Genomic DNA, 24,978 nt, shown 5'->3' with positions numbered 1-24,978 from the left:
GGTTACAGCCGGAACCGCAATGAGACTGACCGGCCACCGCGCAGAAGACCCATCTGCACACGACGACCCGGATCTGTCAGCGCATTCTCCACATCCCCAGGACGTTCGATGTCATTGGAATTGATGCTTTCAAGAATATCCCCCGATCGCAAACCCGCGCGTCCACCATAGGGGCCGGGATCAACAACAACGACACCTGTCTGGGACAGTGGCAAGCCCATATCGGAGATCACCGCAGGGTTGACGCGGGACACCACCAGCCCCGGCAGGACAGTGTCTTCATCCAATGTCGTCTTTTCAGCGGCGGGGGTTTCCGGCGCTTTGATCAGTGCCACCTCAACCTCTTCGCTCTGGGTGCCGCGCAGCCGTGTCAGAACCGATGTTCCCCCCACCCCCGCTACGGACATGCGAAACTTCATCTCGGCTGGCGAGTTCACTTCGTCCCCGTCCACATGGGTCACGACGTCCCCCACCTTAAGCCCCGCCTCGCGCAGCGGGCTAAGGTCATGAAGGTCCGAGATGACAACACCCAGCGGGATGGCAAGACCAAGGGATTCAGCAATATCCGCGCTCATATGTTGACCGGTCATGCCTGCCCAGGGGCTGATAAAACTGTCATTGCCCTGCTGGGCCTGTTTCAGAAACTCGGCCACAAGATTTGCGGGGATGGCAAAACCGATGCCATTCGACCCGCCCGAGCGTGTTAGAATAGAGGTGTTGATCCCGATAAGGTCCCCGTTCACATCAATCAGCGCACCGCCGGAATTCCCCGGATTGATCGCTGCATCTGTCTGAATGAAATACCCGCGCGCATTGCCCGTCGCCGTACCTGTACGCGCCAAGCCCGAGATGATGCCAGAGGACACCGTCTGCCCCACCCCGAACGGGTTGCCGATGGCAAGGGCCAGTTCGCCAACCTCGACCTGATCGGAATCGCGCAGGGTCAGGTAGGGCAGATCTTGCGCCTCTTCCAGACGCAGGATCGCAATATCGCTTTCTTCGTGCCCCAGTACGACCGTGGCAGAAAACTCGCGCCGATCGGTTGTCACGACCCTGATCTCGGTCGCCGAGCCTACAACATGGTAGTTGGACACAACGTAACCATCTTCAGACAGGATGACCCCGGAGCCCAGCGAGTTCTGAACCCGCGGCTGCGGCGTTCCCAGGCTGCCGCCAAAGAAATCCCGAAAGAACGGGTCCGAGTAAAACGGGCTGGCCCGCCCCTGCCGCACGATCTTGGCGTAGATATTCACCACCGCAGGCGAGGCCTTTTTGACCACCGGAGCAAAGCCCAGAGAGATTTCGGACTGCGATTGCGGGACGCGGGTTTCGGCAAATGCTGGCAGGGCCATGACAAGCATAAGAGAGATAAAGGATGCGCGGATCATGGGGGCTCCGGATTTGATTATCTTTGGGATATGCGGGGCAAAGGCAATAAATGCAAGCCGCGCGCTCAGCTTCGGCGGCGCAGGAACTTGAGCCCGGACCAATCGGCGTCAATCGCGCAAACCTTCACGTCGACCCAGCCCAGCGGCAGGATTTCACTGCGCAGCATATCCTCGGTCACACCTGCGTGCAGGGGCGAAGATTTCTTGGCCCAGGAGACCCACAGCATTCCTCCGCTCCGTATGTGGGCGATTTGCTCAGCGGCCAATTCGGCGATCTGGTCCGGATGGTTCAGGAACATGTGAACCGCATCCGCAGGATCGGCTGCAGGGTCGAACAGAACACCGTCGGCACCGGCTGCCAGGTTGGGATAATGGGCAGGAGCGTTGAGCGTGCGGACCGCATATCCGGGTTTGAAACCCAGTTTCGACCAGAGCGGTTTGCCCGAGTATCCAGTTGCAGGTTTATTTGTCATAACGGTTTGAACTTAATGGACAAACCACATGATGACAATCGGCTGGCTGAGGCACAAAAAAAGCCTGCCCGATTGCTCGGGCAGGCGCATTAGGTCGATGACCTTAGTGCTTATTCTTCGGCTGCGGCTTCTTCGGCAGCAGTACGGGCTTTGTCCGCGGCGCCTTTGGCATCAATGTCGCGATCGACGAATTCGATGATCGCCATCGGAGCCATGTCACCATAGCGGAAGCCTGCTTTCAGGATGCGGACATAACCGCCCTGACGCTCGGCATAGCGGGGGCCCAGAACTTCGAACAGCTTGGTGACATCTTTGTCTTCTTTCAGCTGTGCTGCGGCCTGTCGGCGGGCGTGCAGGTCGCCGCGCTTGCCCAGGGTGATCAGTTTTTCGATGATCGGGCGCAGTTCTTTTGCCTTGGGCAGAGTTGTCTTGATCTGCTCATGTTCGATGAGCGAGCCAGCCATGTTTGCAAACAGAGCCTTGCGGTGCTCATGAGTACGGTTCAGGCGGCGGTAACCACGTGCGTGACGCATTTTTCAATTCCTTCTTTCGCGTTTTGCTTTGTCCGGCTTCCGATGCGTGTCAGAAGCTCACCTTGGGGCGGGATTGCCCGGATTGTACGTTTTGTACCGGCTTTCGGACCCGATTGGTCCAAAATGTACAAAACCTGCGACGGCAGGTTGGCCCCGCCGCCGCAGTCGAAGATGCTTAGAACGCGTCTTCGAATTTCTTTGCCAGATCTTCGATGTTGTCGGGCGGCCAGTCCTCGACATCCATGCCGAGGTGCAGACCCATGCCGGACAGCACTTCCTTGATCTCGTTCAGCGACTTGCGGCCGAAGTTCGGGGTGCGCAGCATCTCGGCTTCGGTCTTCTGGATCAGGTCGCCGATATAGACGATGTTGTCGTTCTTCAGGCAGTTTGCCGAACGGACCGACAGTTCCAGCTCGTCCACTTTCTTGAGCAGCAGCGGGTTGAACTCCAGACCATCATCTTCGTCCTGGCGACCAGCCGATTCCGGCTCATCGAAGTTCACGAAGATCGACAGCTGATCCTGCAGGATGCGCGCGGCGTAGGCCAGTGCGTCATCGGGGGTGATCGAACCATCGGTGTCGATCTTCAGGGTCAGCTTGTCATAGTCCAGAACCTGGCCTTCGCGGGTCGGCTGAACGTCATAGGCGACTTTCTTGACCGGCGAATAGATCGCGTCGATCGGGATCAGACCGATGGGCGCATCTTCCGGCTTGTTCTTTTCAGCCGAAACGTAACCCTTGCCGGTGTTGACGGTCAGCTCCATGAACAGGTCGGCGCCGTCATCCAAGTGACAGATGACGTGATCGCGGTTCAGAACCTCGATGCCTGCGCTTTCGCTGATGTCACCAGCCGTAACGATTGCCGGGCCTTTGGCATTGATCGACAGGCGCTTGGGGCCTTCGACTTCCATGCGCAGGGAAACCTGCTTGAGGTTCAGGATGATGTCGGTGACGTCTTCACGCACACCCGCCACGCTCGAGAACTCGTGCAGGACGTTGTCGATCTGGACGCTGGTGATGGCCGCGCCTTGCAGCGAGCTCATCAAAACGCGACGCAGGGCGTTGCCCAGGGTCAGACCAAAACCACGTTCCAGCGGTTCGGCAACCAGGGTCGCCTGACGCGCAGGGTCGTTGCCCGGCTTGGCTTCCAGCTGGGTCGGCTTGATCAATTCTGCCCAATTCTTGTGGATCATGTAATCCCTCCATTCCTGCCCGCGCCCCATGACCAACAAGGTGCAGACGCCCGAGGTTCAAAATGACGTGCTCGGGCCGTGCAAAAACACAGCCCCAGCTTAATTCCAGATCGCTTAGACGCGACGACGCTTCGGCGGACGGCAGCCGTTGTGAGCAATCGGTGTCACGTCGCGGATCGACGTGATGTTGAAGCCCACGGCAGCCAGTGCGCGCAGAGCCGATTCACGGCCCGAACCGGGGCCCTGAACTTCGACTTCCAGCGTCTTGACGCCATGTTCCTGCGCTTTCTTGCCTGCGTCTTCCGCAGCCATCTGCGCGGCATACGGAGTAGATTTCCGCGATCCCTTGAAGCCCATGGTACCGGCAGACGACCACGAGATGGCGTTGCCCTGTACGTCCGAGATCAGGATCTTGGTGTTGTTGAAGGTCGAGTTCACATGGGCAACGCCCGATGCGATGTTCTTGCGCTCTTTGCGCTTGATGCGAGTCTTATCGCGTGCCATCGGTCAGACCCTCCCTTATTTCTTCTTACCGGCAATGGCCTTTGCGGGGCCTTTGCGAGTACGAGCGTTGGTGTGGGTACGCTGACCGCGAACCGGCAGGTTGCGGCGGTGACGCAGACCGCGATAGCAGCCCAGGTCCATCAGACGCTTGACGTTCATCTGAACTTCGCGACGCAGGTCACCTTCGACGGTGTAGTTGGCGTCGATATGTTCACGGATGGCCAGAACTTCGGCATCCGACAGTTCATTGACGCGGCGGTGCGCTTCAATGCCCACGGCTTCGCAGATTGCGTTGGCCGAGGTGTTGCCGATACCGGTGATATATGTGAGGGCGATTGGAACCCGCTTTGCAGTCGGGATGTTTACGCCGGCAATACGTGCCACGTGTCACTTTCCTTTTTGTTGCGGTTCCGTAACTCCGGAACCTTTTTTCACAACACTTTACCGTGGCAGTGACGCCAGAGGGTCCAGTATTATTCGAGGTGGTCGGGGCAATTGGGACGAATCCCGCATGCGGTCTTGATTCCCTTTAGGGATGGGGGTCGATATGGGCTTTTGGCGCTGGCGTCAAGTCCGAAACGAGGACCGTCAATCTCGAAGGTAATTACAGAGAACTCAAAAGCCTAGATATCGCGAACTTTGGAGCAGTTAAGACCACTTATCAACGCTGATGTTTGACCCTGGATCGTGAGCGATGCTCAATCCCTTTCGTTGAAACTCATACTGAATAGCGAAAATCTGGTTTTGCAAAGCATCCCGCTTACGGCGGATATCCCACGTGATCAAAGCAGGTAAACCAAATACAGTGAAGAGGTAGAACAGAGAAACGCTGATATACTGCAAAATGTACTCTGCCAAGAACAGCCACAATGCAACGATGGGTAATCCAAGCAAAAACCATCGCTTCGTAGACTTTATGAAAAGGCTGCGCCCCTCTTCCAAAAGATCTCTATAAAGATCAATCTTTGGCTCCAATTCAGGAGGCACAGCTGCGTTTCGATAAATCATACGAAGTCCCGGCGGACTAACCCAGTATCGCCTCGATCGACGCGGTGACTTCCTTGATATCCGCCAGCCCATTCACCGGACGCAGATCGCCCTTGGCGTAGTAATAACCGATCAGCGGCGAGGTCTTTTTATAGTACTCCATCAGGCGTGTGCGCAGGCTGTCTTCGTTGTCATCGGCGCGGCGCTGGAAGTCATTTTCCTTGCCGCAATTGGTGCATTTGCCATCCGCCGGGATCGGCTTGGTGTTGTCGTTATAGACCTCGCCACATCCGCCGCAGGTTGACCGCGCCGTGATCCGGCCCACCAGCGCGTCGTCATCAACGCGCATCTCGATCACGGTGTGCAGCGACTGGCCCAGCTTGGCCAGCAAAGCGGCCAGAGCATCGGCCTGCGCCAGCGTGCGGGGAAAGCCGTCAAAGATGAAACCGGCGCCTGTTTCGGTGGTCAGTTTCTCTTCGATCAGGCCGATCACGATTTCATCGGTGACCAGCTTGCCCGCGTCCATGATCGCCGCAACCTTCCGGCCCATCTCGGTGCCCGAGGTCTTGGCTTCGCGCAGCATGTCGCCCGTGCTGAGCTGCACCATGCCGCGTGTTTCAACCAGATGACGCGCCTGCGTTCCTTTCCCTGCCCCCGGGGGGCCCAACAGAATGATATTCATCGACGAGAGGGTCCCTTCCTGCCGCGTTTCTTGCTTTTGCCGCGCAGTTGAGACTTTTCGATAAGCCCTTCGTATTGGTGCGCCAGAAGATGGCTCTGAACCTGCTGGATCGTATCCATGGTTACGGAGACGATAATCAGAACCGAGGTGCCGCCGAAATAGAACGGGATGGCAAATTGGCCCCGCAGGATTTCAGGCAGCAGACAGACGGCAGCCAGATAGGCCGACCCCAGCACCAGCACGCGGTTGACCACGTATTCCAGATACTCGGCGGTTTTCTTGCCGGGGCGGATACCGGGCACGAACCCGTTCTGCTTTTTCAGGTTGTCCGCCACATCGTCCGGTTTGAACGACACGTTGAACGTGTAGAAATACGCAAAGAACACGATCATCGACGCGAAGAACAGCAGATACAGCGGCTGTCCGGGGCCGAAATTGGCCAGCAGCCACGACATGACCGGCCCGTTTGCAGCGCCCGACGAGAAGGTCGAGATCGTCACCGGCAGCAGCAGCAGCGAGCTGGCAAAGATCGCCGGGATCACGCCCGCGGGGTTGACCTTGACCGGCAGGTGGCTGGAGCCACCTTCGTAGATTTTCATCCCGGCCTGACGGCGCGGGTACTGGATATGGATCTTTCGCAGCGCCCGTTCCATGAAGACCACGAACATGATGACGGCAATCACCATCACGATCACGCCAACAATCACGGCGGGGCTGATTGCGCCCGAACGGCCCGACGCGAAGAACTGCGCCAGGGCGGCGGGGACCTCGGCGATGATGCCGACGAAAATGATCAGAGAAATACCGTTGCCGATGCCGCGCGCGGTGATCTGCTCACCCAGCCACATCAGGAACATGGTGCCGCCGACCAGCGTGATCATGGTCGACATGCGGAAGAACAGGCCCGGATCGGTCGCCAGATCGCCCGATTCCAGCGACACAGCCAGACCGTAGGCCTGCACGGTGGCCAGTGCCACGGTGCCGAAACGGGTGTATTGGTTGATCTTCTTGCGGCCCTGCTCGCCCTCTTTCTTGAGCTGTTCGAGCGCGGGAACCATCGATGTCAGCAGCTGCACGATGATCGAGGCCGAGATATAGGGCATGATGCCAAGGGCAAAGATGCCCATTCGGCCAAGCGCCCCGCCTGTAAACATCGAAACCATGCCGCCGATGCCCTGCCCCGCCTGTTCCATGAACTCGCGCAATGCTGCTCCGTCGATCCCCGGCACCGGAATGAAGGTGCCCAGACGATAGACGATCAGCAAACCCAGCGTGAACAGGATGCGGTTGCGCAGATCGGTGGCCTTGCCAAGGGCAGCCCAGCTTGTGTTGGCTGCCATTTGTTCTGCTGCTGATACCATAAAGTCGGTCTCTCTTATGCAAACGCCGCCCGGAACCGTTTTCCGGCTCGGACGGCGTCTTGGAAAACTCTGAAGTCTATGTAAGCGGGTCTTTGCCCGCTCACAAGCGCTTACTCTGCCGCAGCGGCTTTTGTGACTTTCAGTGAACCGCCCGCTTTTTCAACTGCCTCGACAGCAGCTTTCGACGCACCGGTCACTTCCAGATCAACCTTGGCGCTGATCTCGCCTTTGGCCAGAACGCGGATACCGTCCAGCTTGCGGCGGACCAGACCGGACGCAACCAGAGCGTCTTCGGTGATCGCAGCCTTGGCGTCCAGCTTGCCGGCTTCGACGAATTTCTGGATCAGGCCCAGATTGATGACGGCGAATTCCTTGCGGTTGGGCTTGTTGAAGCCACGCTTGGGCAGACGCTGGTACAAGGGCATCTGACCGCCTTCATAGCCGTTAATGGCCACACCCGAGCGGGATTTCTGGCCTTTGATACCACGGCCACCCATTTTACCTTTGCCGGAACCCGGACCACGGCCAACGCGGGTGCGTTTTGGGGCGGCGCCAGGATTGTCGCGCAATTCGTTCAGTTTCATTTCGCTTCTCCTAAGCCGGATATGACCCCCGAAGCGTGATGGGCCAAACACGGCATTTCTTGGTTTTGATTCTCGCGGCCAAAAAGCCACCGCAGGCGTATAGGCCCGATGGCAGGGCTTGGCAAGACTGTAGATCGCCAGCCGCTTGTCATGACCGGCAAAAGCCCCGGGACCGGCCCCGCGGGTGAACCCAAAAGGACACCTTCACCGGGGTCTGACCGAAAATTGAGCACGAAATATGGCGATTTTGGCAAATATCGCTTGCCATGACCGGGCGGTAGTCTATCCGGATTGCCACAAACAAGAACTTGGCAGGCGCATGACTGAAACCACTCTCTCGACCCGGAAACAGCCTGGGGCTACCGCTGCACGTGACTGGGTAACAACGCTTGCCAAATATCGCGAACCCGACCAGCTGCGCAGCGCGTTTGAGCTGGGCGTCAGTATCATCCCCTTCTTCGCGCTCTGGGCTTTGTCCTGGATGTCGCTGTCGGTCAGCTATTGGCTTGCTTTTGCGATTTCCGTTCTCAACGCGGCCTTTCTGTTGCGCCTGTTTGCCATCCAGCACGATTGCGGGCACGGCGCGTTCTTCAAGAACCGGACGGTCAGTGACTGGGTTGGACGCTCGATCGGAGTTCTGACGCTGACACCTTATGATGTCTGGCGCCGCACGCATTCCACACATCACAACAGTTCCGGCAATCTGGGCAAACGCGGGATGGGCGATATCCACACCCTGACCGTGGCCGAATATCAGGCGAAAACCCCGATGAACCGGTTCTGGTATCGTGTGTATCGAAACCCGATCACCCTGTTCGTTTTTGGCCCCGGATATCTGTTCCTGTTTCAAAACCGCCTTCCGCTGGGTCTGACCGACAGCGTCCGGTTCTGGGTCAGCGCGATGGCCACCAATCTTGCCATTCTGGTTGCGCTTGTGGCCATTTACTATTTTGGCGGGCTGATGCCGATGGTGCTGATCTTCCTGCCCTCGACCCTGATTGCCGCCACCGCCGGGGTATGGCTGTTCTATGTGCAACACCAGTTCGAGGACACGCATTGGGACGCCGATGAAGACTGGCAGTTGCACGAAGCGGCGCTGCACGGAAGCTCTCATTATATATTGCCGTCCGTGTTGCAGTGGTTCACCGCCAATATCGGCATCCACCACGTGCATCACCTGTACAGCCGCATTCCATTCTATCGCCTGACCGAAGTGCTGCGCGACCATGATGAGCTGGCAAACAGCAACCGGATGACCATCCGCGAGAGCCTCGCCAACGCGCGCCTGCACCTTTGGGATGAGCAAAGCCGCCGACTGCTGTCATTCGCCGAGGCCCGCGCGCTTTACGGGTGAGGAGTTCCTTGGCCGGTTGAGCTGTCGGAAAGACGTCAAGAAATCCTATGTGACCCTGGAAAAGGGCAGCTCCATCGACGTGTCCACCGGTCTCTGATCGAACCCGTCTTTGGAGAGAGATAAAGGCCCCCGCGAAAGCGGGGGTTTTTTGTTTTCGTGAACATTGCGAAACTACGTGTAATGTTTCTTAGGAGATTTAATTTCTTGGATTTCATCAATTGACCCAAAAAATGTTCCATCTGACATGAGGCTGCCATTTGGCCGTTGCCCGAAGTCATCAGGTTCCCACTCCACCTGCTCGTAGCCCAATAGTGCGTCTTCCGAGCCATTTATCGTATCGCGAATGAGAGAATATATACTCAAATCGATTCCGACGTAGATATCTTCCATCTCAGAAATTTCAGGGTGAAACCGGGTAACAACAAACGCTCGATCCCTGATTGTAGCTAGGTCAATGTCATGGGACCGACTTTCTGTGATATCTGCTCCAATAAGCTGTTGGGCTGTTTCAATCATTCCCATTGCGGCAAGCCAAGAACTATAATTTCTACGAAGAACCCAACTAGGTGGCAACTTCATTCCTGTTACGGTTTCATCCCCTGGTGGGTCTACAAAAACCAGGGCGCTCTGCGTATTGCTCGATGCCTCGCGAAAACACGTAAGGGTGGCGTATCCTTTACTGGCAGGTGGGGAAATTGCGCTAAGCCACGGTGCAACTTGTTTCTCAAGGGCGGGTTTAAGCACTTGCTTCACCCCGGAAGGATTGTTTTCTTGCAGCGCAAAAGAGGCCTTCGCTTCAAGTATCATACGCTCCCGAGAGGAGTTTTCGAAAAGAAAATCTGCTACTGTGCCAATTTTATTGGTCTTCTTGTGCACTATGACGTCCGGGTCGGTAGCTAGATGACTGACAAAATCGTATCCTAAGTTCTGAGCGAAAAGAACAGAGATACCTTGCCCTAGGCGAGCGCTCATGCTGGTTTGAGAAACATCGCTAAGCAGGCCGGATCCACCGTCTACAAGCCTCAAATTTCCACCCATGTTTGGGTTAAGAACGTGGTGGCATTGGAGGAGAAACCCAAGGCTTTGCAAATATCTACTTTTTGTTATCAGGAAATCTGTTTTAACAACTGCCTGCGCAAGCTGCCAGCCTGAAAACTCAAGTGCTGGTCTGGCATTTGCGAAGTGAGCCCACTGGGGTCGATCCGGCAGCCTCTTCATCAAAATGTCATTTCTGTCCCATTCATATACTTCGAGCTCCTTTCTCCCAAATTGGCTGATTAGTGTTTTTAACATCAACGCGTTACCCGCTTTCTAGACTGGATTCTTTCACCTTTTGAGGTAGTAGAGTTGAAAAGTGTGAGCAACTCCCTCAGTGTGTTGTCAGCAACGCTAAGATAATCTGCCGCACCCTATAGACACCAACTCCCAACACTGCTAAACGCACCCAATCTTGCGGCCTCGGATTCGTTCCGGGGCCTTAGATATTTTGCAACCGGGGACCTTCGGGGCCCTATACCTTTGGCACCTACGGGGGCCTATCACATAGCGGGGGACCTCCCCTGCACTTGCTAAACGGAAGACAGAAAGCATGGCACTCAAGTCGTACAAGCCGACGACGCCGGGCCAGCGCGGGCTGGTGCTGATCGACCGTTCGGAGCTTTGGAAAGGACGTCCGGTCAAGTCTCTCACAGAGGGTTTGACCAAATCGGGCGGCCGGAACAACACCGGACGGATCACTTCACGCCGCCGCGGCGGTGGCGCAAAGCGTCTCTACCGGATCGTTGACTTCAAACGGAACAAATTTGATGTCGCGGCAACCGTCGAGCGGATCGAATATGACCCGAACCGGACCGCGTTCATCGCACTGGTAAAATACGAAGACGGCGAGCAGGCGTATATCCTGGCTCCGCAGCGTCTGGCTGTTGGTGACAAGGTCATCGCATCGGCAAAGGCCGATATCAAGCCGGGCAACGCAATGCCGTTCTCGGGCATGCCCATCGGTACCATCGTCCACAACATCGAGATGAAGCCTGGCAAAGGCGGTCAGATCGCACGTGCGGCCGGTACTTACGCGCAATTCGTGGGCCGCGATGGCGGTTACGCTCAGATCCGTCTGAGCTCGGGCGAGCTGCGCATGGTCCGTCAGGAATGCATGGCCACCATCGGTGCCGTGTCCAACCCCGACAACAGCAACCAGAACCTCGGTAAAGCCGGTCGTATGCGCCACAAGGGCGTGCGTCCGTCGGTTCGTGGTGTTGCTATGAACCCGATCGATCACCCGCATGGTGGTGGTGAGGGTCGTACCTCGGGTGGCCGTACGCCGGTTACGCCGTGGGGTAAGGACACCAAGGGTAAGCGTACCCGCAACAAGAACAAAGCGTCCCAGAAGCTGATCATCCGCTCGCGGCACGCCAAGAAGAAGGGACGTTAATCCATGTCTCGCTCTGTTTGGAAGGGTCCTTTCGTCGATGCTTACGTGCTGAAAAAAGCCGAAGCAGCGCGCGAGTCGGGCCGCAACGAAGTCATCAAGATCTGGTCGCGTCGTTCCACCATCCTGCCCCAGTTCGTGGGTCTGACCTTTGGTGTGTACAACGGCCAGAAGCATATCCCGGTAAACGTCTCGGAAGACATGATCGGTCAGAAGTTCGGTGAATATTCGCCGACACGGACCTATTATGGCCACGCCGCAGACAAAAAAGCGAAGCGGAAGTAAGTCATGGGCAAGGAAAAGAACCCCCGCCGCGTGGCTGAAAACGAAGCAATGGCGAAAACGCGCATGCTTCGCACCAGCCCGCAGAAACTGAACCTGGTTGCGCAAATGATCCGCGGCAAGAAAGTCGAGAAGGCCCTGACCGACCTGACTTTCTCGAACAAGCGCGTCGCGCAGGACGTCAAGAAGTGCCTGCAGTCCGCAATCGCGAATGCCGAAAACAATCACAACCTGGACGTTGACGAGCTGATCGTCGCCGAAGCCTGGGTTGGCAAGAACCTGGTCATGAAGCGCGGTCGCCCGCGTGCCCGTGGCCGTTTCGGCAAGATCATGAAGCCGTTCTCGGAGATCACCATCAAGGTGCGTCAAGTTGAGGAGCAAGCCTAATGGGACATAAAGTCAATCCGATCGGCATGCGCCTTCAGGTCAACCGCACCTGGGACAGCCGCTGGTACGCAGATACCAAGGACTACGGTGATCTTCTTCTGGAAGACCTCAAGATCCGTGAGTTCATTCAGAAAGAGTGCAAGCAGGCCGGTGTTGCCCGTGTGATCATCGAACGTCCGCACAAGAAGTGCCGCGTTACGATCCACACCGCACGTCCGGGTGTCATCATCGGCAAGAAAGGTGCAGACATCGAAGTTCTGCGCAAGAAGCTGGCCGCGATGACCGACAGCGAACTGCACCTGAACATCGTCGAAGTGCGCAAGCCCGAGCTTGACGGTCAGCTGGTTGCCGAGTCAATCGCTCAGCAGCTGGAACGCCGTGTTTCGTTCCGCCGCGCGATGAAGCGTGCCGTACAGAACGCCATGCGCATGGGTGCCCTGGGTATCCGGGTGAACGTCGCTGGCCGTCTGGGTGGTGCCGAAATCGCACGGACCGAATGGTACCGCGAAGGCCGTGTGCCGCTGCACACGCTGCGCGCCGACATCGATTACGCACATGCCGAAGCGATGACCCCCTACGGGATCATCGGGATCAAGGTCTGGATCTTCAAAGGGGAGATCATGGAGCACGATCCGCAGGCACGTGACCGTAAAGCACAGGAACTCCAGGACGGCCCTGCACCTCGTGGTGCTGGTGGCGGTCGTCGCTAAGGAGGGAAAGATATGCTTCAACCAAAGCGTACAAAATTCCGCAAGTTGCACAAAGGCCGGATCAAGGGCGAAGCCAAGGGCGGCTCTGATCTGAACTTTGGCACCTACGGCCTGAAAGCGATCGAGCCTGAGCGTGTAACCGCACGCCAGATCGAAGCTGCACGTCGTGCCATGACGCGTCACATGAAGCGTCAGGGCCGTGTCTGGATCCGCATCTTCCCCGACACTCCGGTCACTGCAAAGCCGATCGAAGTTCGTATGGGTAAAGGTAAGGGTTCGGTCGACCGCTGGGTTTGCAAGGTCAAGCCCGGTCGCGTGATGTTCGAGATCGACGGCGTCAATGACGACATCGCCCGCGAGGCCCTGCGCCTGGCTGCGATGAAGCTGCCGATCAAGACCCGCGTCGTGGTTCGCGAAGACTGGTAAGCGATCCGGGGGCACCCCCGCTCGTGACAAGATTGACCCCCGTCGGAACACCGGCGGGGGTTTTTCCATAGGGGGCTCTGCCCCCGTCGCGCGTGCCGCGCGCCTCCCCCGGGATATTTTGGGCCAGATGAAGCAGGGGATCCGTTCTTCATCTGGCTGCAAATATCCCGGAGCGCGAGGCAGAGCCTCGCAAAACAGCCATCGCCTTCACCGCGAGGCTGGTTTAAGACAGCGCCATGCCACAGATTGAATCACTCTTCGTCACCCGCCTCTATCGCGCCTCCTTGTCCGAATTCGGTCCCCCGATCGATGCGGAGGAGTTGGAAAGCTCGTGCCTTGTCATCGCCGAGGATGACGAAGCCGGTCAGGACTGGTGCGAAGAAAACGGCTATCCCGGTTACACCAGCTATGCCTCGCTGACCGACCTGCCCTGGCGGTTTCCGATATTCGCCGATTTGGTCAAGGCGCTGGACAGCCATGTGGCGGCTTTTGCCAAGGATCTGGAGTTTGATCTGGGTGAGGGTAAGCTGAAGCTGGAAGATCTGTGGATCAACATCCTGCCCGAGGGTGGCATGCATTCCAGCCATCTGCACCCGCACAGTGTGATTTCCGGCACCACCTATGTGGCGATGCCTGAAGGCGCGAGCGCGCTAAAGCTGGAAGACCCGCGTTCGGGCCGCATGATGGCCGCGCCGACGCGGCTGAAAGGCGGGCGACGCGATTTGCAGCCCTTCATCTATATGAAGCCGCAGGTGGGCGATGTCCTGCTATGGGAAAGCTGGCTGCGCCACGAGGTGCCGATGAACATGTCCGAGGATGAGCGGATTTCGGTGAGTTTCAACTATAAGTGGGACTGACCGTTTCTGGCAGGGCTGACTTCTGCACCTGTTTGATTGATCGGGATCAAGCACACTTAAGCCTGCTCGTTGTAGACTCCGCTCCAATGCGTCGGTCTGCCTGATGAGTCGGACCGGAGTGCCGCGTATCTGGTTTGATCGGACACACCGTGCTGAGATTTGTCAAATTGATCACAGGGCTACTGGTCTCAAGCGCGACTGGCGTAGTGGGACAGGAGGTCGACCCGCACCGCATCTACGAAAACAGCTGTTCCGGATGCCACGCCCCCCATTCCGGTGATTTCGTTTGGGATGAGCTTAATGTGTCAGATGGCGTGCTGGTCGGAGCCCGGTCCGGACGGGCGGTCGAAATTTACCTGCGCTCCGGTCATGGCGGGGTGACTCCGGACAAGGCCGAGGTTCTGCTTGCTCATTTCCGAATTATCCGGGACTCGGGCGGGATCTTCATCGAGAAATGCCGTATTTGCCATGTGACCGCCGTGGAGCTCGTGCGAAACAATCTGATCCTTGAGGAAGGGAAGCTGACGGGGCGATATACCGGGCGTGACATCGGAGCGTTCCTGGACGGTCATGGCCGTCTTTCACCGGAAGAGGTTTCCGAGATGCTGTCCGTATTGACCAGAGTGGCAAATAGCCAGGGTCTGACACGGTGACACACGCGAGTTTTTGATTTTGGGAATTTCCCTGTTCCCGCATGGCAAACTTTCCCTTGCCACCCCACCCCTAACCCCCTATAGAGCGGCATCTTGCGGTCTCCCGGCGTTGTCGGGCGATTCGTATGTCTATCATTCATCCACCAGGTCAAAGGTGACCCGTGTACGGGGCCTTCTGGTGTTTTGAGCAAAGGAAAAAGGCGATGAACGCCCAAGAACTGCGTGACAAGACCCCTGATCAGCTCCGCGAGGAACTGGTCAACCTGAAGAAAGAAAGCTTTAACCTGCGCTTTCAACAGGCAACCGGTCAGCTGGAAAACACTGCTGGCATCAAAGCGGCCCGCCGCAACGCTGCCCGCGTCAAAACCATCCTGAACGAAAAGGCCGCTGCCGCGGCATCCGAGGAGTAATCAGATGCCCAAGCGTATCCTGCAAGGCACCGTGACCAGCGACGCCAACGAACAGACCATCACCGTGCTGGTCGAGCGCCGTTTCAAGCACCCGCTGCTGCACAAAACCGTTCGTAAGTCCAAGAAATACCGGGCTCATGACGAAAAGAACGCCTTCAAGGTCGGCGACTCTGTACGCATCATCGAATGCGCGCCGAAATCGAAGACGAAACGTTGGGAAGTTCTGGAAGCGTAAGCTTCCGGGATTTTTCATTTGTCGAAACCCTGGGGGATTTAATCAGACCAGCCCCCACAGGTCGGGAGAAACCACATGATCCAGATGCAGACCAATCTGGATGTCGCTGACAACTCTGGCGCACGCCGAGTTCAGTGCATCAAGGTCCTGGGTGGTTCCAAGCGTAAATACGCCTCCGTTGGCGACATCATTGTCGTCTCGGTGAAGGAAGCCATCCCGCGCGGCCGCGTAAAGAAAGGTGACGTCCGCAAGGCCGTCGTCGTACGCACCGCCAAAGAAGTCCGTCGCGAAGACGGCACCGCGATCCGTTTCGATCGCAACGCCGCCGTCATCCTGAACAACAACAACGAGCCCGTAGGTACCCGTATCTTTGGCCCCGTTGTTCGTGAACTGCGCGCGAAGAACTTCATGAAAATCATCTCGCTGGCTCCGGAGGTGCTGTAATCATGGCTGCTAAACTCCGCAAAGGCGACAAGGTCGTCGTGCTGGCCGGCAAGGACAAGGGCAAAGAGGGGACTATCACCTCGGTTGACCCCAAAGCCGGTAAAGCTGTTGTCGATGGTATCAACATCGCCATCCGCCACACCCGCCAGTCGCAAACCTCGCAAGGTGGTCGCCTGCCTCAGGCAAACCCGATCGAGCTGTCGAACCTGGCACTGCTGGATAAGAACGGCAAAGCAACCCGCGTTGGCTTCCGTATGGAAGGTGACAAGAAGGTGCGGTTTGCCAAGACCACAGGGGACGTGATCGATGCTTGATAACGCAACCTACACCCCGCGCCTGAAAGCGCAGTACGCCGAGACCATCCGTGCCGCTCTGAAAGAAGAGTTCGGCTACAAGAACGACATGCAGCTGCCCAAGCTGGAAAAAATCGTTCTGAACATCGGTTGTGGTGCTGAGGCCGTCAAAGACTCGAAGAAAGCGAAAGCTGCTGTCGAGGATCTGACTGCAATTGCCGGTCAACAGGCCGTTTCAACCAAGGCGAAGAAGTCGATCGCGGGTTTCCGCGTCCGGGAAGACATGCCGCTGGGTGCGAAAGTGACCCTGCGCGGTGACCGGATGTACGAATTCCTGGATCGTCTGATCACGATCGCAATGCCGCGTATTCGTGACTTCCGCGGTGTTAAGCCTTCTTTCGACGGTCGTGGCAACTTTGCCATGGGCATGAAAGAGCACATCGTGTTCCCGGAAATCGACTTCGACAAGGTCGACGAGGTCTGGGGCCTGGATATCGTAATTGCCACCACAGCGAAAACCGACGCTGAAGCAAAGGCACTGTTGAAAGCATTCAACATGCCGTTCAACGCGTAAGCGCCGGGAGGATTGAGACATGGCTAAAAAAGCAATGATCGAACGCGAGAAGAAGCGCGAACGCCTGGTGGCCAAATATGCCGCAAAGCGTGCCGAGCTGAAAGAAATCGCGAATGACGAGAGCAAGCCGATGGAAGAGCGTTTCAAAGCGCGTCTGAAACTGGCGAAACTGCCGCGCAACAGCTCGGCTACCCGTCTGCACAACCGTTGTCAGCTGACCGGTCGTCCCCACGCTTACTACCGTAAGCTGAAGGTCAGCCGTATCATGCTGCGCGAGCTGGGTTCTGCTGGTCAGATCCCCGGCATGGTGAAATCGAGCTGGTAAGGGAGACATAGATATGAATGATCCTATCGGCGATATGCTCACCCGTATCCGCAACGCGCAAATGCGCGGCAAGTCCACCGTTTCCACTCCGGCGTCGAAGCTGCGTGTTTGGGTTCTGGACGTGCTGGCGGACGAAGGCTACATCCGTGGCTATGAAAAGACGACCGGTGAAAACGGTCATCCGGCCATCGAAATCAGCCTGAAATACTACGAAGGCACCCCTGTCATTCGCGAACTGAAGCGGGTTTCGAAACCCGGTCGCCGCGTATACATGGGCGTCAATGACATCCCGCAGGTCCGTCAGGGTCTGGGCGTGTCGATTGTCAGCACTCCGAAAGGTGTGATGTCGGACGCAAACGCTCGCTCCAACAATGTTGGCGGCGAAGTGCTCTGCACCGTCTTCTAAGGAGGTCTGCAATGTCTCGTATTGGTAAAAAACCGGTCGAGCTGCCCAGCGGCGTAACCGCCTCTGTGTCGGGTCAGACCATCGAAGTCAAAGGTCCGAAAGGCACCCGCAGCTTCACCGCCACCGACGACGTAACGCTGTCGGTTGAAGACAACGTGGTCAAGATCGACCCTCGTGGCATGTCCAAGCGTGCCCGCCAGCAGTGGGGCATGAGCCGCACCATGGTTGCCAACCTGGTAACCGGTGTGACCACAGGCTTCAAAAAAGAGCTGGAGATCCAGGGTGTTGGTTACCGGGCGCAGATGCAGGGCAACACCCTGAAGCTGAACCTGGGCTATAGCCACGATGTTGATTTCACAGCTCCGGAAGGTGTCACCATCACCGCACCGAAGCAGACCGAGATCGTTGTGGAAGGTATCGACCAGCAGCTGGTGGGCGAAACCGCGGCCAAAATCCGCGAGTGGCGCCGCCCCGAGCCGTACAAAGGCAAGGGCATCCGCTATAAGGGCGAGTTCATCTTCCGCAAGGAAGGCAAGAAGAAGTAAGGACGCAGACAATGGCAAACAGCAAAAGAACCCTGTTTCTGAAGCGCCGCCTGCGCGTTCGGAACAAACTTCGCAAGGTCAACGCGGGTCGTCCGCGCCTGTCCGTACACCGTTCGAACAAGAACATCTCTGTTCAGCTGATCGACGACGTACGTGGCGTGACCCTAGCCTCGGCCTCGACCCTGGAAAAAGACCTGGGTGTTGTTGGCAAGAACAACGTCGAAGCGGCCACCAAAGTGGGCGCGGCCATCGCCGAGCGTGCCAAGAAGGCGGGCGTCGAAGAGGCCTATTTCGATCGTGGCGGCTTCCTGTTCCACGGCAAAGTGAAGGCTGTCGCCGACGCTGCGCGTGAAGGTGGCCTGAAGATCTGATGGTGTGCCGGGCTGAAGCCCGGCCTACCGGATACGACGCCGTAGGCCGGGCTTCAGCCCGGCACCGGCACTTTGAAGGCGGGTCCGCCCGCCTCGATGATCGGGGAGCCCCAGAATGTCATTCAGGGGTTCACTTCGATTGAGCAATTGGCGCCGCAAGCGCCTCTAGAGGAAAAGGGATGCCAAATGGCAGAACGTGAAAACCGTCGGGGCCGTGGCCGCGACCGTGAAGAAACGCCGGAATTTGCAGATCGCCTGGTCGCAATCAACCGCGTGTCGAAAACCGTAAAAGGTGGTAAGCGCTTTGGCTTCGCCGCTCTGGTGGTTGTCGGCGATCAGAAAGGCCGCGTCGGCTTTGGCAAGGGTAAAGCGAAAGAAGTACCTGAAGCCATCCGCAAGGCGACTGAGCAAGCCAAGCGTCAGATGATCCGCGTACAGCTGCGCGAAGGTCGGACCCTGCACCACGACATCGAGGGCCGTCACGGCGCTGGTAAAGTGGTTATGCGCGCCGCGCCTGAAGGTACCGGTATCATCGCCGGTGGTCCGATGCGTGCCGTGTTCGAAATGCTGGGCGTCAAGGACGTTGTCTCCAAGTCGCTGGGCTCGCAGAACCCCTACAACATGATCCGCGCCACCATCGACGGCCTGCAGAAAGAGCAGAGCCCGCGTTCGGTTGCCGCACGTCGTGGCAAAAAGGTTGCTGACATCCTGCCCAAGCGGGACGACGCACCGGCTGCTGCTGAAGCAGAAGCATAAGGAGAGCACGTCATGGCAAAAACCATCGTCGTCAAACAGGTCGGTTCGCCGATCCGCCGCCCCGCCGAACAGCGCGCAACCCTGATCGGCCTGGGCCTGAACAAGATGCACAGAACCCGTGAGCTGGAGGATACTCCTTCGGTGCGCGGCATGATCCGCAAGATCCCGCATCTGGTAGAGATCATCGAAGAGCGCGGCTAAGCCCGCAGCTTCGAAGACTTAGAAACGCCTCCGACCTCGGTCGGGGGCGTTTTTTGTTTAAGGGCTTGCCTGCCGGTGCCGTGAACTGATCCTCCGTCAATTCACCTTGAGCGCATGCCGCCTATGACTCGACGCATATAGTTCATGAATTGTGCGCGCTCAGGGTCATTCAAGACCTGTAATGCATCGGCATTCACGTTCTGAGCTGCCTCGTAGGCGCTGTTGCGAAGTGCTGCGGCCTTCTCGGTCAACCAAATCAATTGAGCCCTGGCGTCAGCAGGGTTCTTCGTTCTTTTGATCAAGCCATCACGTTCCATACGGTTAAGCGTGTTAGCCAATGTCGCCTGTTCGACGTCAATTTTGGTCAGCAGATCCTTTTGCGTCACACCGTCTTTGAGCCAGAGTTCCAGCAAGATTGGGAATTGTCCGACGACGATGCCAAAGGGCGCAATGCGTTGCTGCAACTCCTTTGCGAACAATCGTGCCATGTGATTAACCAGATACCCGGCCGAGTTTTCTTTTTCGAAGTCCATGTCCTGGATTTACACTTGAATAGCATGCTATGCAATTTTATATAGCTTGCTATATTTCAGAATCGAAGGGAACCGAAATGGCTCGTATCAAAGAGTTGGACACGATCGTCACGCTGGCAGATCAGATGCAGACCGAGGAAGGACCGGTGGTGCTGATCAACCTGTTTACGGTGGACGCCGAAGACGAAAAGGCGCTGCTTCGGGCATGGGCGCATGATGCGGATTTCATGAAATCGCAACCGGGATATATCTCGACCCAGCTCCATCAGGGTATCGCGGGCAGTTCGACCTTTGTGAACTACGCGATCTGGCAGAACGTGCAAAGCTTTCGCGACGCATTCACTCATCCCGAGTTCCAGCGTCGGATCGCGGACTATCCAGCAAGCGCAGTGGCCCGGCCACATCTTCTTCGCAAGCTCGCAGTCGAAAACCACTGCGTCGCCTGACCCTCATTTGGGAGTAGCAACATGTTAAGAACCATCCACCCCATCGCCGGAGTAGTAGGCTTTCTTACGATCCTCGTATTCTGGACATCCACTTTGTACAGTGAGTTATTTGCAAACCATGAGACCGTCGCGGCAGTAAAGTCCATGATCGTCAGCGGGCTCTTTGTTCTGGTGCCTGCAATGGTGATTGTCGGTGCATCCGGGGCGACACTTGGGCGTCGTCGAAAAGATGCCCCTGCGCTCGCCAAAAAGAAACGGATGCCGATCATTGCTATGAACGGGCTCATCGTCCTTGTTCCAGCCGCTGTCTACCTGAGCGCAAAGGCAAACGCGGGTTCGTTTGATACCAGCTTCTATATTGTACAGATCATCGAACTGATTGCCGGGGCGACCAATCTGACACTGATGGGGCTGAGCATACGTGATGGTCGGGCGATGGCCGCCCGCAAAAAAACGCGCGAAAGAAATGAAAGCGGCGTGTGATTGACGTGGCCCACGACATGTATAGCCATTCAACAGATGCATATCGGCTAGACCAAAATCTGCGTTGTTAGCGATAGCAAACGCTCCTATCTCTGCCTTGTCCAATGAAGGAACTCAAAAGGAAACGTCAGGGAATACGCCCTGATACGAGAAAGGAATACGGAGATGACAACTGCGACACTGACCCATACCGGCTTCAACTTCGGCACCCGGATCGCTGACATGATCACACGGATCAAAACAGCCCGTGCACGTGCTGCTGAGTATCAGCGCACCTATACCGAGTTGCAGCGTCTGAGCAACCGTGAGCTGGACGATATCGGCATCCGCCGCTGCGACATCGCAGATATCGCGCACCGGCACGTATATTGCTCGTAACCATTCACACTATTGAAACGACCCAAAGGCGCCTTAGGGCGCCTTTTCTATGTCCAGCGCAGGCCCTGCCCCGCGAGCAGGCCGCTCAGCGGCCGCCAGAGGGTGCGATAGCTGTTTGATGCGGCCCACAGTGCCGGTGACGCCAGAATCGCCCTGAGCGGCCGCTGGAGGGCGTGTGACCGCCCTGCCCCGACGCGCAAACCCAGAGCTTTGACGTCTGAAACGAAATCGGCCCCGGAGGAGTGATCCACCGGGGCCGAAAAGTGTCGCTGTAAGCGTTGGATCAGAGACCAGTGCTTACGTCGATTGTGTTACCCTCTTCCAGGGTCACATATGCTTTCTTGACGTCTTTCCGACGGCCCAACTGGCCGCGGAACCGCTTGACCTTGCCTTTGGTCACGGTGGTGTTCACCGCTTTGACCTTCACACCAAACAGTGCCTCAACGGCCTCTTTGATCTGCGGCTTGTTGCTTTCGATCGCCACTTCAAAGACAACCGCGCCATTTTCGGACGCCATGGTCGACTTTTCGGTGATGATCGGCTTGCGGATCACGTCGTAGTGTTCTGCCTTCGCGCTCATTTCAGACGAGCCTCCAGTGCTTCGACAGCCGCTTTGGTGAGCACCAGGGTGTCACGCTTGAGGATGTCATAAACGTTTGCACCCATCGACGGCAGGATATCCAGACCTTCGATGTTGCGCGACGCCTTCAGGAACCCTTCGTTCACGGTCGCGCCGTCGATGACCAGAGCGCGTTTCCAGCCCAGGTTTGCAACCTGTTTGGCCAGTGCGGCGGTCTTGCCTTCGGATTCGGCGTTCTCGATCACAACCAGTTCACCTGCTTTGGCTTTGGCCGACAGAGCGTGGCGCAGGCCAAGCTTGCGGAACTTCTTCGGCAGGTCGTGGCCGTGCGAACGAGGGGTCGGGCCCTTGTAAACACCACCCTTACGGAAGATCGGCGCGTTACGGTCACCATGGCGTGCGCCACCGGTGCCCTTCTGGCGGTAGATCTTCTTGGTCGAGTAGCTGGTTTCCGAGCGGGTCTTGACCTTGTGGGTGCCGGCCTGCGCGTTGTTACGCTGCCAACGGACCACACGGTGCAGGATGTCCGCGCGCGGCTCGAGGCCGAACAGGTCTGCATCCAGCTCGATGTCGCCGGCCTTGCCGCCGTCCAGTTTGATTACATCAAGTTTCATGCTTCACCACCTTCCGCGGATACTTCTTCCGCAGGTGCTTCGGTTGCAGCCGATTTCACAGCAGCCGGGAAAGGCAGGCCTTCCGGTGCTTTCTTCTTCACGGCGTCCTTGACGGTGACCCAGCCCGATTTCGGTCCGGGAACGGCGCCTTTGATGAAGACCAGACCACGGTCGGCGTCGGTTTTGACAACCTCGAGGTTCTGGGTGGTAACACGGGCAGCACCCATGTGACCGGCCATCTTCTTGCCTTTGAACACCTTGCCCGGATCCTGACACTGACCGGTCGAGCCGTGCGAACGGTGGCTGATCGACACACCGTGCGAGGCGCGCAGACCACCGAAGTTGTGGCGCTTCATCGCACCGGCAAAGCCTTTACCGATCGAGGTGCCCGAAACGTCAACCTTCTGACCGGCCAGGAAGTGCTCTGCCGAGATTTCGGCGCCCACTTCGATCAGGCCATCTTCGGAGACGCGGAACTCGGCCAGCTTGCGCTTGGGCTCGACCTTGGCAGCGGCGTAGTGGCCGCGCATGGCTTTCGAGGTGCGTTTTGCCTTGGCAGCACCAGCGCCCAGCTGAACGGCGGTGTAGCCGTCTTTTTCAGCGGTCCGCTGTGCAACAACCTGCAGGTTGTCCAGGTGAAGAACGGTCACAGGGATCTGCTTGCCGTCTTCCATGAACAGGCGGGTCATGCCAACTTTTTTTGCGATAATACCAGAGCGCATAATCTATACCCTCCGATCTTACGACTGCAGCTTGATCTCGACGTCCACACCAGCAGCCAGGTCGAGCTTCATCAGCGCGTCAACGGTCTGGGGGGTCGGATCAACGATGTCGAGCAGACGCTTGTGCGTGCGGATCTCGAACTGGTCGCGGGATTTCTTGTCAACGTGAGGGCCACGGAGAACCGTGAACTTCTCGATCTTGTTCGGCAGCGGGATCGGGCCGCGCACATTCGCGCCGGTCCGCTTGGCAGTGTTGACGATCTCTTGCGTGCTGGCATCCAGAACGCGATAGTCAAATGCCTTCAGCCGAATACGGATATTTTGGCTTTGCATAGTAACAGCCTTTTATCAGGCGTTGAGGTTGAGAGGAGGACAGACGCGCATCGCCAACCCTCATCGAACCCAAAAGGCGGGAATCACCCCGCCTTGACGTTCTTGTTGAGAACTCGCGCGTATTAGTGGGGTTGGCGGGGTTTGGCAAGGGGGAAGTTGGTTCTCTCTCAGACGGCAGCTGAGAGACACGTGTCGAACCGAGAACGACATCGACGCGAAGCATCTGAATTTTCACTTTTTGGTTGGGAATACCCGACTTGAATACCACTCTAAACTGAGTAGTCCTTGGGTCTAAGTATCTGACAGACTTACCCGCACTTGCTTTTATAATCAGTGGGAAACCCTACGCTTTGACGGAAGCCTTGTTATCCAATTCACTTGTTTTCCCTGCTTTGTTGCATGTGGGCGCGTTTGATATTGCACACCTGTTTAACGACGATCCCAACATCCATTATACCCACGCAATCGCGATACAGTTTTTTTTACTGATGCTGTTGTTTACTTTGACTTCCCCCCTCTTCCTTTTGGGTTCAATTCTCGCCTTCTGTTTTTCGCCCAGAATGATCGATCCAGAACGATTGGTTGCACCTTGGACCATGTTACTTGCAATCGCACTTTTACTGAGTGCTCCAATGGGCTTCTCCTACATTTTGCTGGGTGTATTCCTTGTTCTGGCCCTACTAAGCTTGGTGACGCTTCGTTGGATGAAAAGTCCGAAGATCAAGCAAGAGTATCTCTGGCAACCTGAGGGTTTTCGGAATGCAAACCTCCCAAAGAAAACCCTTGCACTCTTGATTCTGGGCCTACTTCTTTACTTTCTGAAATCACTCGCAACGGCACTGATTTTTTCAGCGGTGCCATTAAATACTGGTCAGCCAGAGTTCCAGTTACAGTTTTCACACAGAATGAACATCAGTGTTGTGCGTGCATCATACAGGTTTCCAGATACACAATCCTGCCTTGAGAGCGGCGCAGATGCTGGAATCCGCGAAGATCTGCTGCGAATGGATTGGGATGAGATTTCGACGATCGGAGACGCAAAGGTCTGCATGTTCAGGTTGCTACACGAATGGGGTGGAGTGGCTGAGGCTGCATCTTGGCTAGAAGCCCAAGGCTTTCGTGTGGGCGAGAATATCAGTTCCGAAAAACCCTACGAGAACCGAGATGGCACATTACGCGTCGACGGCGGATGGTCGATCAAGAGAAATGGCCCACGCTTTCCAACATCCGGCATTGTGACTCGCATTCTAAAGGCAGTACCTTATGGCATGGGTGTGAGAGCCACCTTTAGCGAAGACGGGGAGGAGCTACTTTATCTCAACATCGATTTTTCCACACTATGAAAACTCGCGACTGCACCGCCTTCTGAGCCAAGGTTCTTCGGCGTATGGTTAGAGTAAACAAAAAGGCCGCCCCTTATGGAGCGGCCTTCGTTTGTTCACCGATGTGCCGGGCTGAAGCCCGGCCTACGGATTATTCTACGATTTTCGACACGACGCCGGCGCCGACGGTGCGGCCGCCTTCGCGG

Annotated in this window: 39 protein-coding genes and 1 pseudogene; 24 read left to right on the top strand and 16 right to left on the bottom strand. The window is 56.9% G+C overall.

All coding sequences use genetic code 11. The features are described from left to right. Window positions 1-2 precede the first annotated feature (2 nt). The 10 genes from ACR0ES_RS16825 to rplO form a co-directional block, all read right to left on the bottom strand. A complete protein-coding gene (locus tag ACR0ES_RS16825) occupies window positions 3-1,388 on the bottom strand; it encodes a trypsin-like peptidase domain-containing protein (protein WP_480484767.1) in 1,386 nt (461 codons plus the stop codon). Window positions 1,389-1,453: 65 nt separating this feature from the next. After that, a complete protein-coding gene (locus tag ACR0ES_RS16820) occupies window positions 1,454-1,861 on the bottom strand; it encodes a hypothetical protein (protein WP_480871363.1) in 408 nt (135 codons plus the stop codon). A 110-nt stretch (window positions 1,862-1,971) separates the two neighbouring features. Beyond that, window positions 1,972-2,394, bottom strand: a complete 423-nt coding sequence (gene rplQ / locus ACR0ES_RS16815; RefSeq protein WP_480871362.1) for a 50S ribosomal protein L17 — start codon at window positions 2,392-2,394, stop codon at window positions 1,972-1,974. A gap of 175 nt (window positions 2,395-2,569) precedes the next feature. Further along, on the bottom strand, window positions 2,570-3,586 hold the full coding sequence (locus ACR0ES_RS16810; protein ID WP_209598874.1) for a DNA-directed RNA polymerase subunit alpha: 1,017 nt from the start codon (window positions 3,584-3,586) through the stop codon (window positions 2,570-2,572). 114 nt (window positions 3,587-3,700) lie between these two features. After that, window positions 3,701-4,090 carry a 30S ribosomal protein S11 gene (rpsK, locus tag ACR0ES_RS16805; RefSeq protein WP_170462414.1) on the bottom strand — a complete coding sequence of 130 codons (390 nt, stop codon included), beginning with the start codon at window positions 4,088-4,090 and terminating at the stop codon, window positions 3,701-3,703. A 15-nt stretch (window positions 4,091-4,105) separates the two neighbouring features. Beyond that, the gene (rpsM, locus tag ACR0ES_RS16800) at window positions 4,106-4,474 is read right to left on the bottom strand and encodes a 30S ribosomal protein S13 (protein ID WP_209505862.1); all 369 of its coding nucleotides are present in this window, start codon (window positions 4,472-4,474) and stop codon (window positions 4,106-4,108) included. A 264-nt stretch (window positions 4,475-4,738) separates the two neighbouring features. After that, window positions 4,739-5,098 carry a hypothetical protein gene (locus ACR0ES_RS16795; RefSeq protein ID WP_480871361.1) on the bottom strand — a complete coding sequence of 120 codons (360 nt, stop codon included), beginning with the start codon at window positions 5,096-5,098 and terminating at the stop codon, window positions 4,739-4,741. A gap of 16 nt (window positions 5,099-5,114) precedes the next feature. Continuing rightward, on the bottom strand, window positions 5,115-5,759 hold the full coding sequence (locus ACR0ES_RS16790) for an adenylate kinase (protein ID WP_267363761.1): 645 nt from the start codon (window positions 5,757-5,759) through the stop codon (window positions 5,115-5,117). Then, window positions 5,756-7,120: a preprotein translocase subunit SecY gene (secY, locus tag ACR0ES_RS16785; RefSeq protein ID WP_209505860.1), complete on the bottom strand. Its 1,365-nt coding sequence runs from the start codon at window positions 7,118-7,120 to the stop codon at window positions 5,756-5,758. The genes ACR0ES_RS16790 and secY overlap by 4 nt, the downstream gene beginning before the upstream one ends. Before the next feature lie 110 nt (window positions 7,121-7,230). Then, complete coding sequence (rplO, locus tag ACR0ES_RS16780; protein ID WP_480496037.1) at window positions 7,231-7,704, bottom strand: 50S ribosomal protein L15; 474 nt, start codon at window positions 7,702-7,704, stop codon at window positions 7,231-7,233. Window positions 7,705-8,023: 319 nt separating this feature from the next. On the opposite strand from rplO, the gene ACR0ES_RS16775 reads away from it, so the two are divergent. Both ACR0ES_RS16775 and ACR0ES_RS16770 read left to right on the top strand, forming a co-directional pair. Next, the gene (locus ACR0ES_RS16775; protein ID WP_480508542.1) at window positions 8,024-9,058 is read left to right on the top strand and encodes a fatty acid desaturase; all 1,035 of its coding nucleotides are present in this window, start codon (window positions 8,024-8,026) and stop codon (window positions 9,056-9,058) included. Continuing rightward, window positions 9,057-9,155, top strand: a pseudogene (locus ACR0ES_RS16770) (50S ribosomal protein L23); the annotation flags it as partial. The gene ACR0ES_RS16775 and the pseudogene ACR0ES_RS16770, both read left to right, overlap by 2 nt. A 74-nt stretch (window positions 9,156-9,229) precedes the next feature. On the opposite strand, the gene ACR0ES_RS16765 reads toward ACR0ES_RS16770, so the two are convergent. After that, a complete protein-coding gene (locus ACR0ES_RS16765; protein WP_480496039.1) occupies window positions 9,230-10,351 on the bottom strand; it encodes a hypothetical protein in 1,122 nt (373 codons plus the stop codon). Window positions 10,352-10,646: 295 nt separating this feature from the next. Between ACR0ES_RS16765 and rplB the strand changes: the two genes are divergently transcribed. The 18 genes from rplB (at window position 10,647) to rpmD (ending at window position 19,361) form a co-directional block, all read left to right on the top strand. Beyond that, entirely contained in the window at window positions 10,647-11,489 is an 843-nt protein-coding gene (gene rplB, locus ACR0ES_RS16760) for a 50S ribosomal protein L2 (RefSeq protein WP_170531634.1), read from the top strand. A gap of 3 nt (window positions 11,490-11,492) precedes the next feature. Next, complete coding sequence (gene rpsS / locus ACR0ES_RS16755; protein WP_005980699.1) at window positions 11,493-11,771, top strand: 30S ribosomal protein S19; 279 nt, start codon at window positions 11,493-11,495, stop codon at window positions 11,769-11,771. Window positions 11,772-11,774: 3 nt separating this feature from the next. Next, window positions 11,775-12,155 (top strand): 50S ribosomal protein L22, encoded by a 381-nt coding sequence (rplV, locus tag ACR0ES_RS16750; RefSeq protein WP_039538267.1) that lies wholly within the window; start codon window positions 11,775-11,777, stop codon window positions 12,153-12,155. Then, window positions 12,155-12,865 carry a 30S ribosomal protein S3 gene (rpsC, locus tag ACR0ES_RS16745; protein WP_209505853.1) on the top strand — a complete coding sequence of 237 codons (711 nt, stop codon included), beginning with the start codon at window positions 12,155-12,157 and terminating at the stop codon, window positions 12,863-12,865. The genes rplV and rpsC overlap by 1 nt, the downstream gene beginning before the upstream one ends. A 12-nt stretch (window positions 12,866-12,877) precedes the next feature. Next, a complete protein-coding gene (gene rplP, locus ACR0ES_RS16740; RefSeq protein WP_267364819.1) occupies window positions 12,878-13,291 on the top strand; it encodes a 50S ribosomal protein L16 in 414 nt (137 codons plus the stop codon). 236 nt (window positions 13,292-13,527) lie between these two features. Then, window positions 13,528-14,148 carry a 2OG-Fe(II) oxygenase family protein gene (locus ACR0ES_RS16735; RefSeq protein WP_480871360.1) on the top strand — a complete coding sequence of 207 codons (621 nt, stop codon included), beginning with the start codon at window positions 13,528-13,530 and terminating at the stop codon, window positions 14,146-14,148. 149 nt (window positions 14,149-14,297) lie between these two features. Beyond that, window positions 14,298-14,801, top strand: a complete 504-nt coding sequence (locus ACR0ES_RS16730) for a hypothetical protein (protein WP_480871359.1) — start codon at window positions 14,298-14,300, stop codon at window positions 14,799-14,801. Window positions 14,802-15,004: 203 nt separating this feature from the next. Beyond that, the gene (gene rpmC, locus ACR0ES_RS16725) at window positions 15,005-15,211 is read left to right on the top strand and encodes a 50S ribosomal protein L29 (RefSeq protein ID WP_209505847.1); all 207 of its coding nucleotides are present in this window, start codon (window positions 15,005-15,007) and stop codon (window positions 15,209-15,211) included. A gap of 4 nt (window positions 15,212-15,215) precedes the next feature. Next, window positions 15,216-15,446 (top strand): 30S ribosomal protein S17, encoded by a 231-nt coding sequence (rpsQ, locus tag ACR0ES_RS16720; protein WP_209505845.1) that lies wholly within the window; start codon window positions 15,216-15,218, stop codon window positions 15,444-15,446. Window positions 15,447-15,521: 75 nt separating this feature from the next. Beyond that, on the top strand, window positions 15,522-15,890 hold the full coding sequence (gene rplN, locus ACR0ES_RS16715) for a 50S ribosomal protein L14 (protein WP_005621870.1): 369 nt from the start codon (window positions 15,522-15,524) through the stop codon (window positions 15,888-15,890). Between the two features lie 2 nt (window positions 15,891-15,892). Next, window positions 15,893-16,204, top strand: coding sequence for a 50S ribosomal protein L24 (rplX, locus tag ACR0ES_RS16710; protein WP_010437096.1), 312 nt, complete (start codon window positions 15,893-15,895; stop codon window positions 16,202-16,204). After that, window positions 16,197-16,757 (top strand): 50S ribosomal protein L5, encoded by a 561-nt coding sequence (rplE, locus tag ACR0ES_RS16705; RefSeq protein WP_480484777.1) that lies wholly within the window; start codon window positions 16,197-16,199, stop codon window positions 16,755-16,757. The genes rplX and rplE overlap by 8 nt, the downstream gene beginning before the upstream one ends. A 19-nt stretch (window positions 16,758-16,776) precedes the next feature. Then, window positions 16,777-17,082, top strand: coding sequence for a 30S ribosomal protein S14 (gene rpsN / locus ACR0ES_RS16700; protein ID WP_142639784.1), 306 nt, complete (start codon window positions 16,777-16,779; stop codon window positions 17,080-17,082). A gap of 13 nt (window positions 17,083-17,095) precedes the next feature. Further along, complete coding sequence (gene rpsH, locus ACR0ES_RS16695; RefSeq protein WP_209505841.1) at window positions 17,096-17,488, top strand: 30S ribosomal protein S8; 393 nt, start codon at window positions 17,096-17,098, stop codon at window positions 17,486-17,488. Between the two features lie 11 nt (window positions 17,489-17,499). Continuing rightward, complete coding sequence (rplF, locus tag ACR0ES_RS16690) at window positions 17,500-18,033, top strand: 50S ribosomal protein L6 (RefSeq protein WP_170467582.1); 534 nt, start codon at window positions 17,500-17,502, stop codon at window positions 18,031-18,033. A gap of 11 nt (window positions 18,034-18,044) precedes the next feature. After that, on the top strand, window positions 18,045-18,404 hold the full coding sequence (rplR, locus tag ACR0ES_RS16685) for a 50S ribosomal protein L18 (RefSeq protein ID WP_010437103.1): 360 nt from the start codon (window positions 18,045-18,047) through the stop codon (window positions 18,402-18,404). Window positions 18,405-18,590: 186 nt separating this feature from the next. After that, window positions 18,591-19,160, top strand: a complete 570-nt coding sequence (rpsE, locus tag ACR0ES_RS16680; protein ID WP_209505839.1) for a 30S ribosomal protein S5 — start codon at window positions 18,591-18,593, stop codon at window positions 19,158-19,160. Between the two features lie 12 nt (window positions 19,161-19,172). Then, complete coding sequence (gene rpmD / locus ACR0ES_RS16675; RefSeq protein ID WP_267364815.1) at window positions 19,173-19,361, top strand: 50S ribosomal protein L30; 189 nt, start codon at window positions 19,173-19,175, stop codon at window positions 19,359-19,361. Window positions 19,362-19,462: 101 nt separating this feature from the next. Here the strand turns inward: rpmD and ACR0ES_RS16670 are convergent, their stop codons facing one another. After that, entirely contained in the window at window positions 19,463-19,894 is a 432-nt protein-coding gene (locus ACR0ES_RS16670; protein WP_267364814.1) for a MarR family winged helix-turn-helix transcriptional regulator, read from the bottom strand. Window positions 19,895-19,971: 77 nt separating this feature from the next. Here ACR0ES_RS16670 and ACR0ES_RS16665 point away from each other — a divergent pair, with 77 nt between their 5' ends. The 3 genes from ACR0ES_RS16665 (at window position 19,972) to ACR0ES_RS16655 (ending at window position 21,201) form a co-directional block, all read left to right on the top strand. Further along, window positions 19,972-20,340 carry an antibiotic biosynthesis monooxygenase family protein gene (locus ACR0ES_RS16665; protein ID WP_171638091.1) on the top strand — a complete coding sequence of 123 codons (369 nt, stop codon included), beginning with the start codon at window positions 19,972-19,974 and terminating at the stop codon, window positions 20,338-20,340. A gap of 21 nt (window positions 20,341-20,361) precedes the next feature. Continuing rightward, window positions 20,362-20,823, top strand: a complete 462-nt coding sequence (locus ACR0ES_RS16660; RefSeq protein WP_480774307.1) for a hypothetical protein — start codon at window positions 20,362-20,364, stop codon at window positions 20,821-20,823. 165 nt (window positions 20,824-20,988) lie between these two features. Beyond that, a complete protein-coding gene (locus ACR0ES_RS16655) occupies window positions 20,989-21,201 on the top strand; it encodes a DUF1127 domain-containing protein (protein WP_209505835.1) in 213 nt (70 codons plus the stop codon). A gap of 283 nt (window positions 21,202-21,484) precedes the next feature. Here ACR0ES_RS16655 and ACR0ES_RS16650 read toward each other — a convergent pair whose 3' ends face one another. The 4 genes from ACR0ES_RS16650 to rpsJ are packed head-to-tail and all read right to left on the bottom strand — an operon-like array spanning window position 21,485 to window position 23,450. Further along, window positions 21,485-21,781 carry a 50S ribosomal protein L23 gene (locus tag ACR0ES_RS16650; RefSeq protein ID WP_170609990.1) on the bottom strand — a complete coding sequence of 99 codons (297 nt, stop codon included), beginning with the start codon at window positions 21,779-21,781 and terminating at the stop codon, window positions 21,485-21,487. Further along, window positions 21,778-22,395: a 50S ribosomal protein L4 gene (rplD, locus tag ACR0ES_RS16645; protein WP_480487328.1), complete on the bottom strand. Its 618-nt coding sequence runs from the start codon at window positions 22,393-22,395 to the stop codon at window positions 21,778-21,780. Before rplD ends, ACR0ES_RS16650 begins: the two co-directional genes overlap by 4 nt. Further along, complete coding sequence (gene rplC / locus ACR0ES_RS16640; RefSeq protein ID WP_171638102.1) at window positions 22,392-23,117, bottom strand: 50S ribosomal protein L3; 726 nt, start codon at window positions 23,115-23,117, stop codon at window positions 22,392-22,394. Before rplC ends, rplD begins: the two co-directional genes overlap by 4 nt. 18 nt (window positions 23,118-23,135) lie before the next feature. After that, window positions 23,136-23,450 (bottom strand): 30S ribosomal protein S10, encoded by a 315-nt coding sequence (gene rpsJ / locus ACR0ES_RS16635; RefSeq protein ID WP_008756422.1) that lies wholly within the window; start codon window positions 23,448-23,450, stop codon window positions 23,136-23,138. Window positions 23,451-23,800: 350 nt separating this feature from the next. Between rpsJ and ACR0ES_RS16630 the strand changes: the two genes are divergently transcribed. Beyond that, window positions 23,801-24,793 (top strand): hypothetical protein, encoded by a 993-nt coding sequence (locus ACR0ES_RS16630; RefSeq protein ID WP_480559520.1) that lies wholly within the window; start codon window positions 23,801-23,803, stop codon window positions 24,791-24,793. Window positions 24,794-24,978: the final 185 nt, after the last annotated feature.

Source organism: Ruegeria sp. N7, assembly GCF_056531345.1.
Note: the sequence above shows the minus strand (reverse complement) of the source record. Positions and strands in the feature narration are given on the sequence as shown.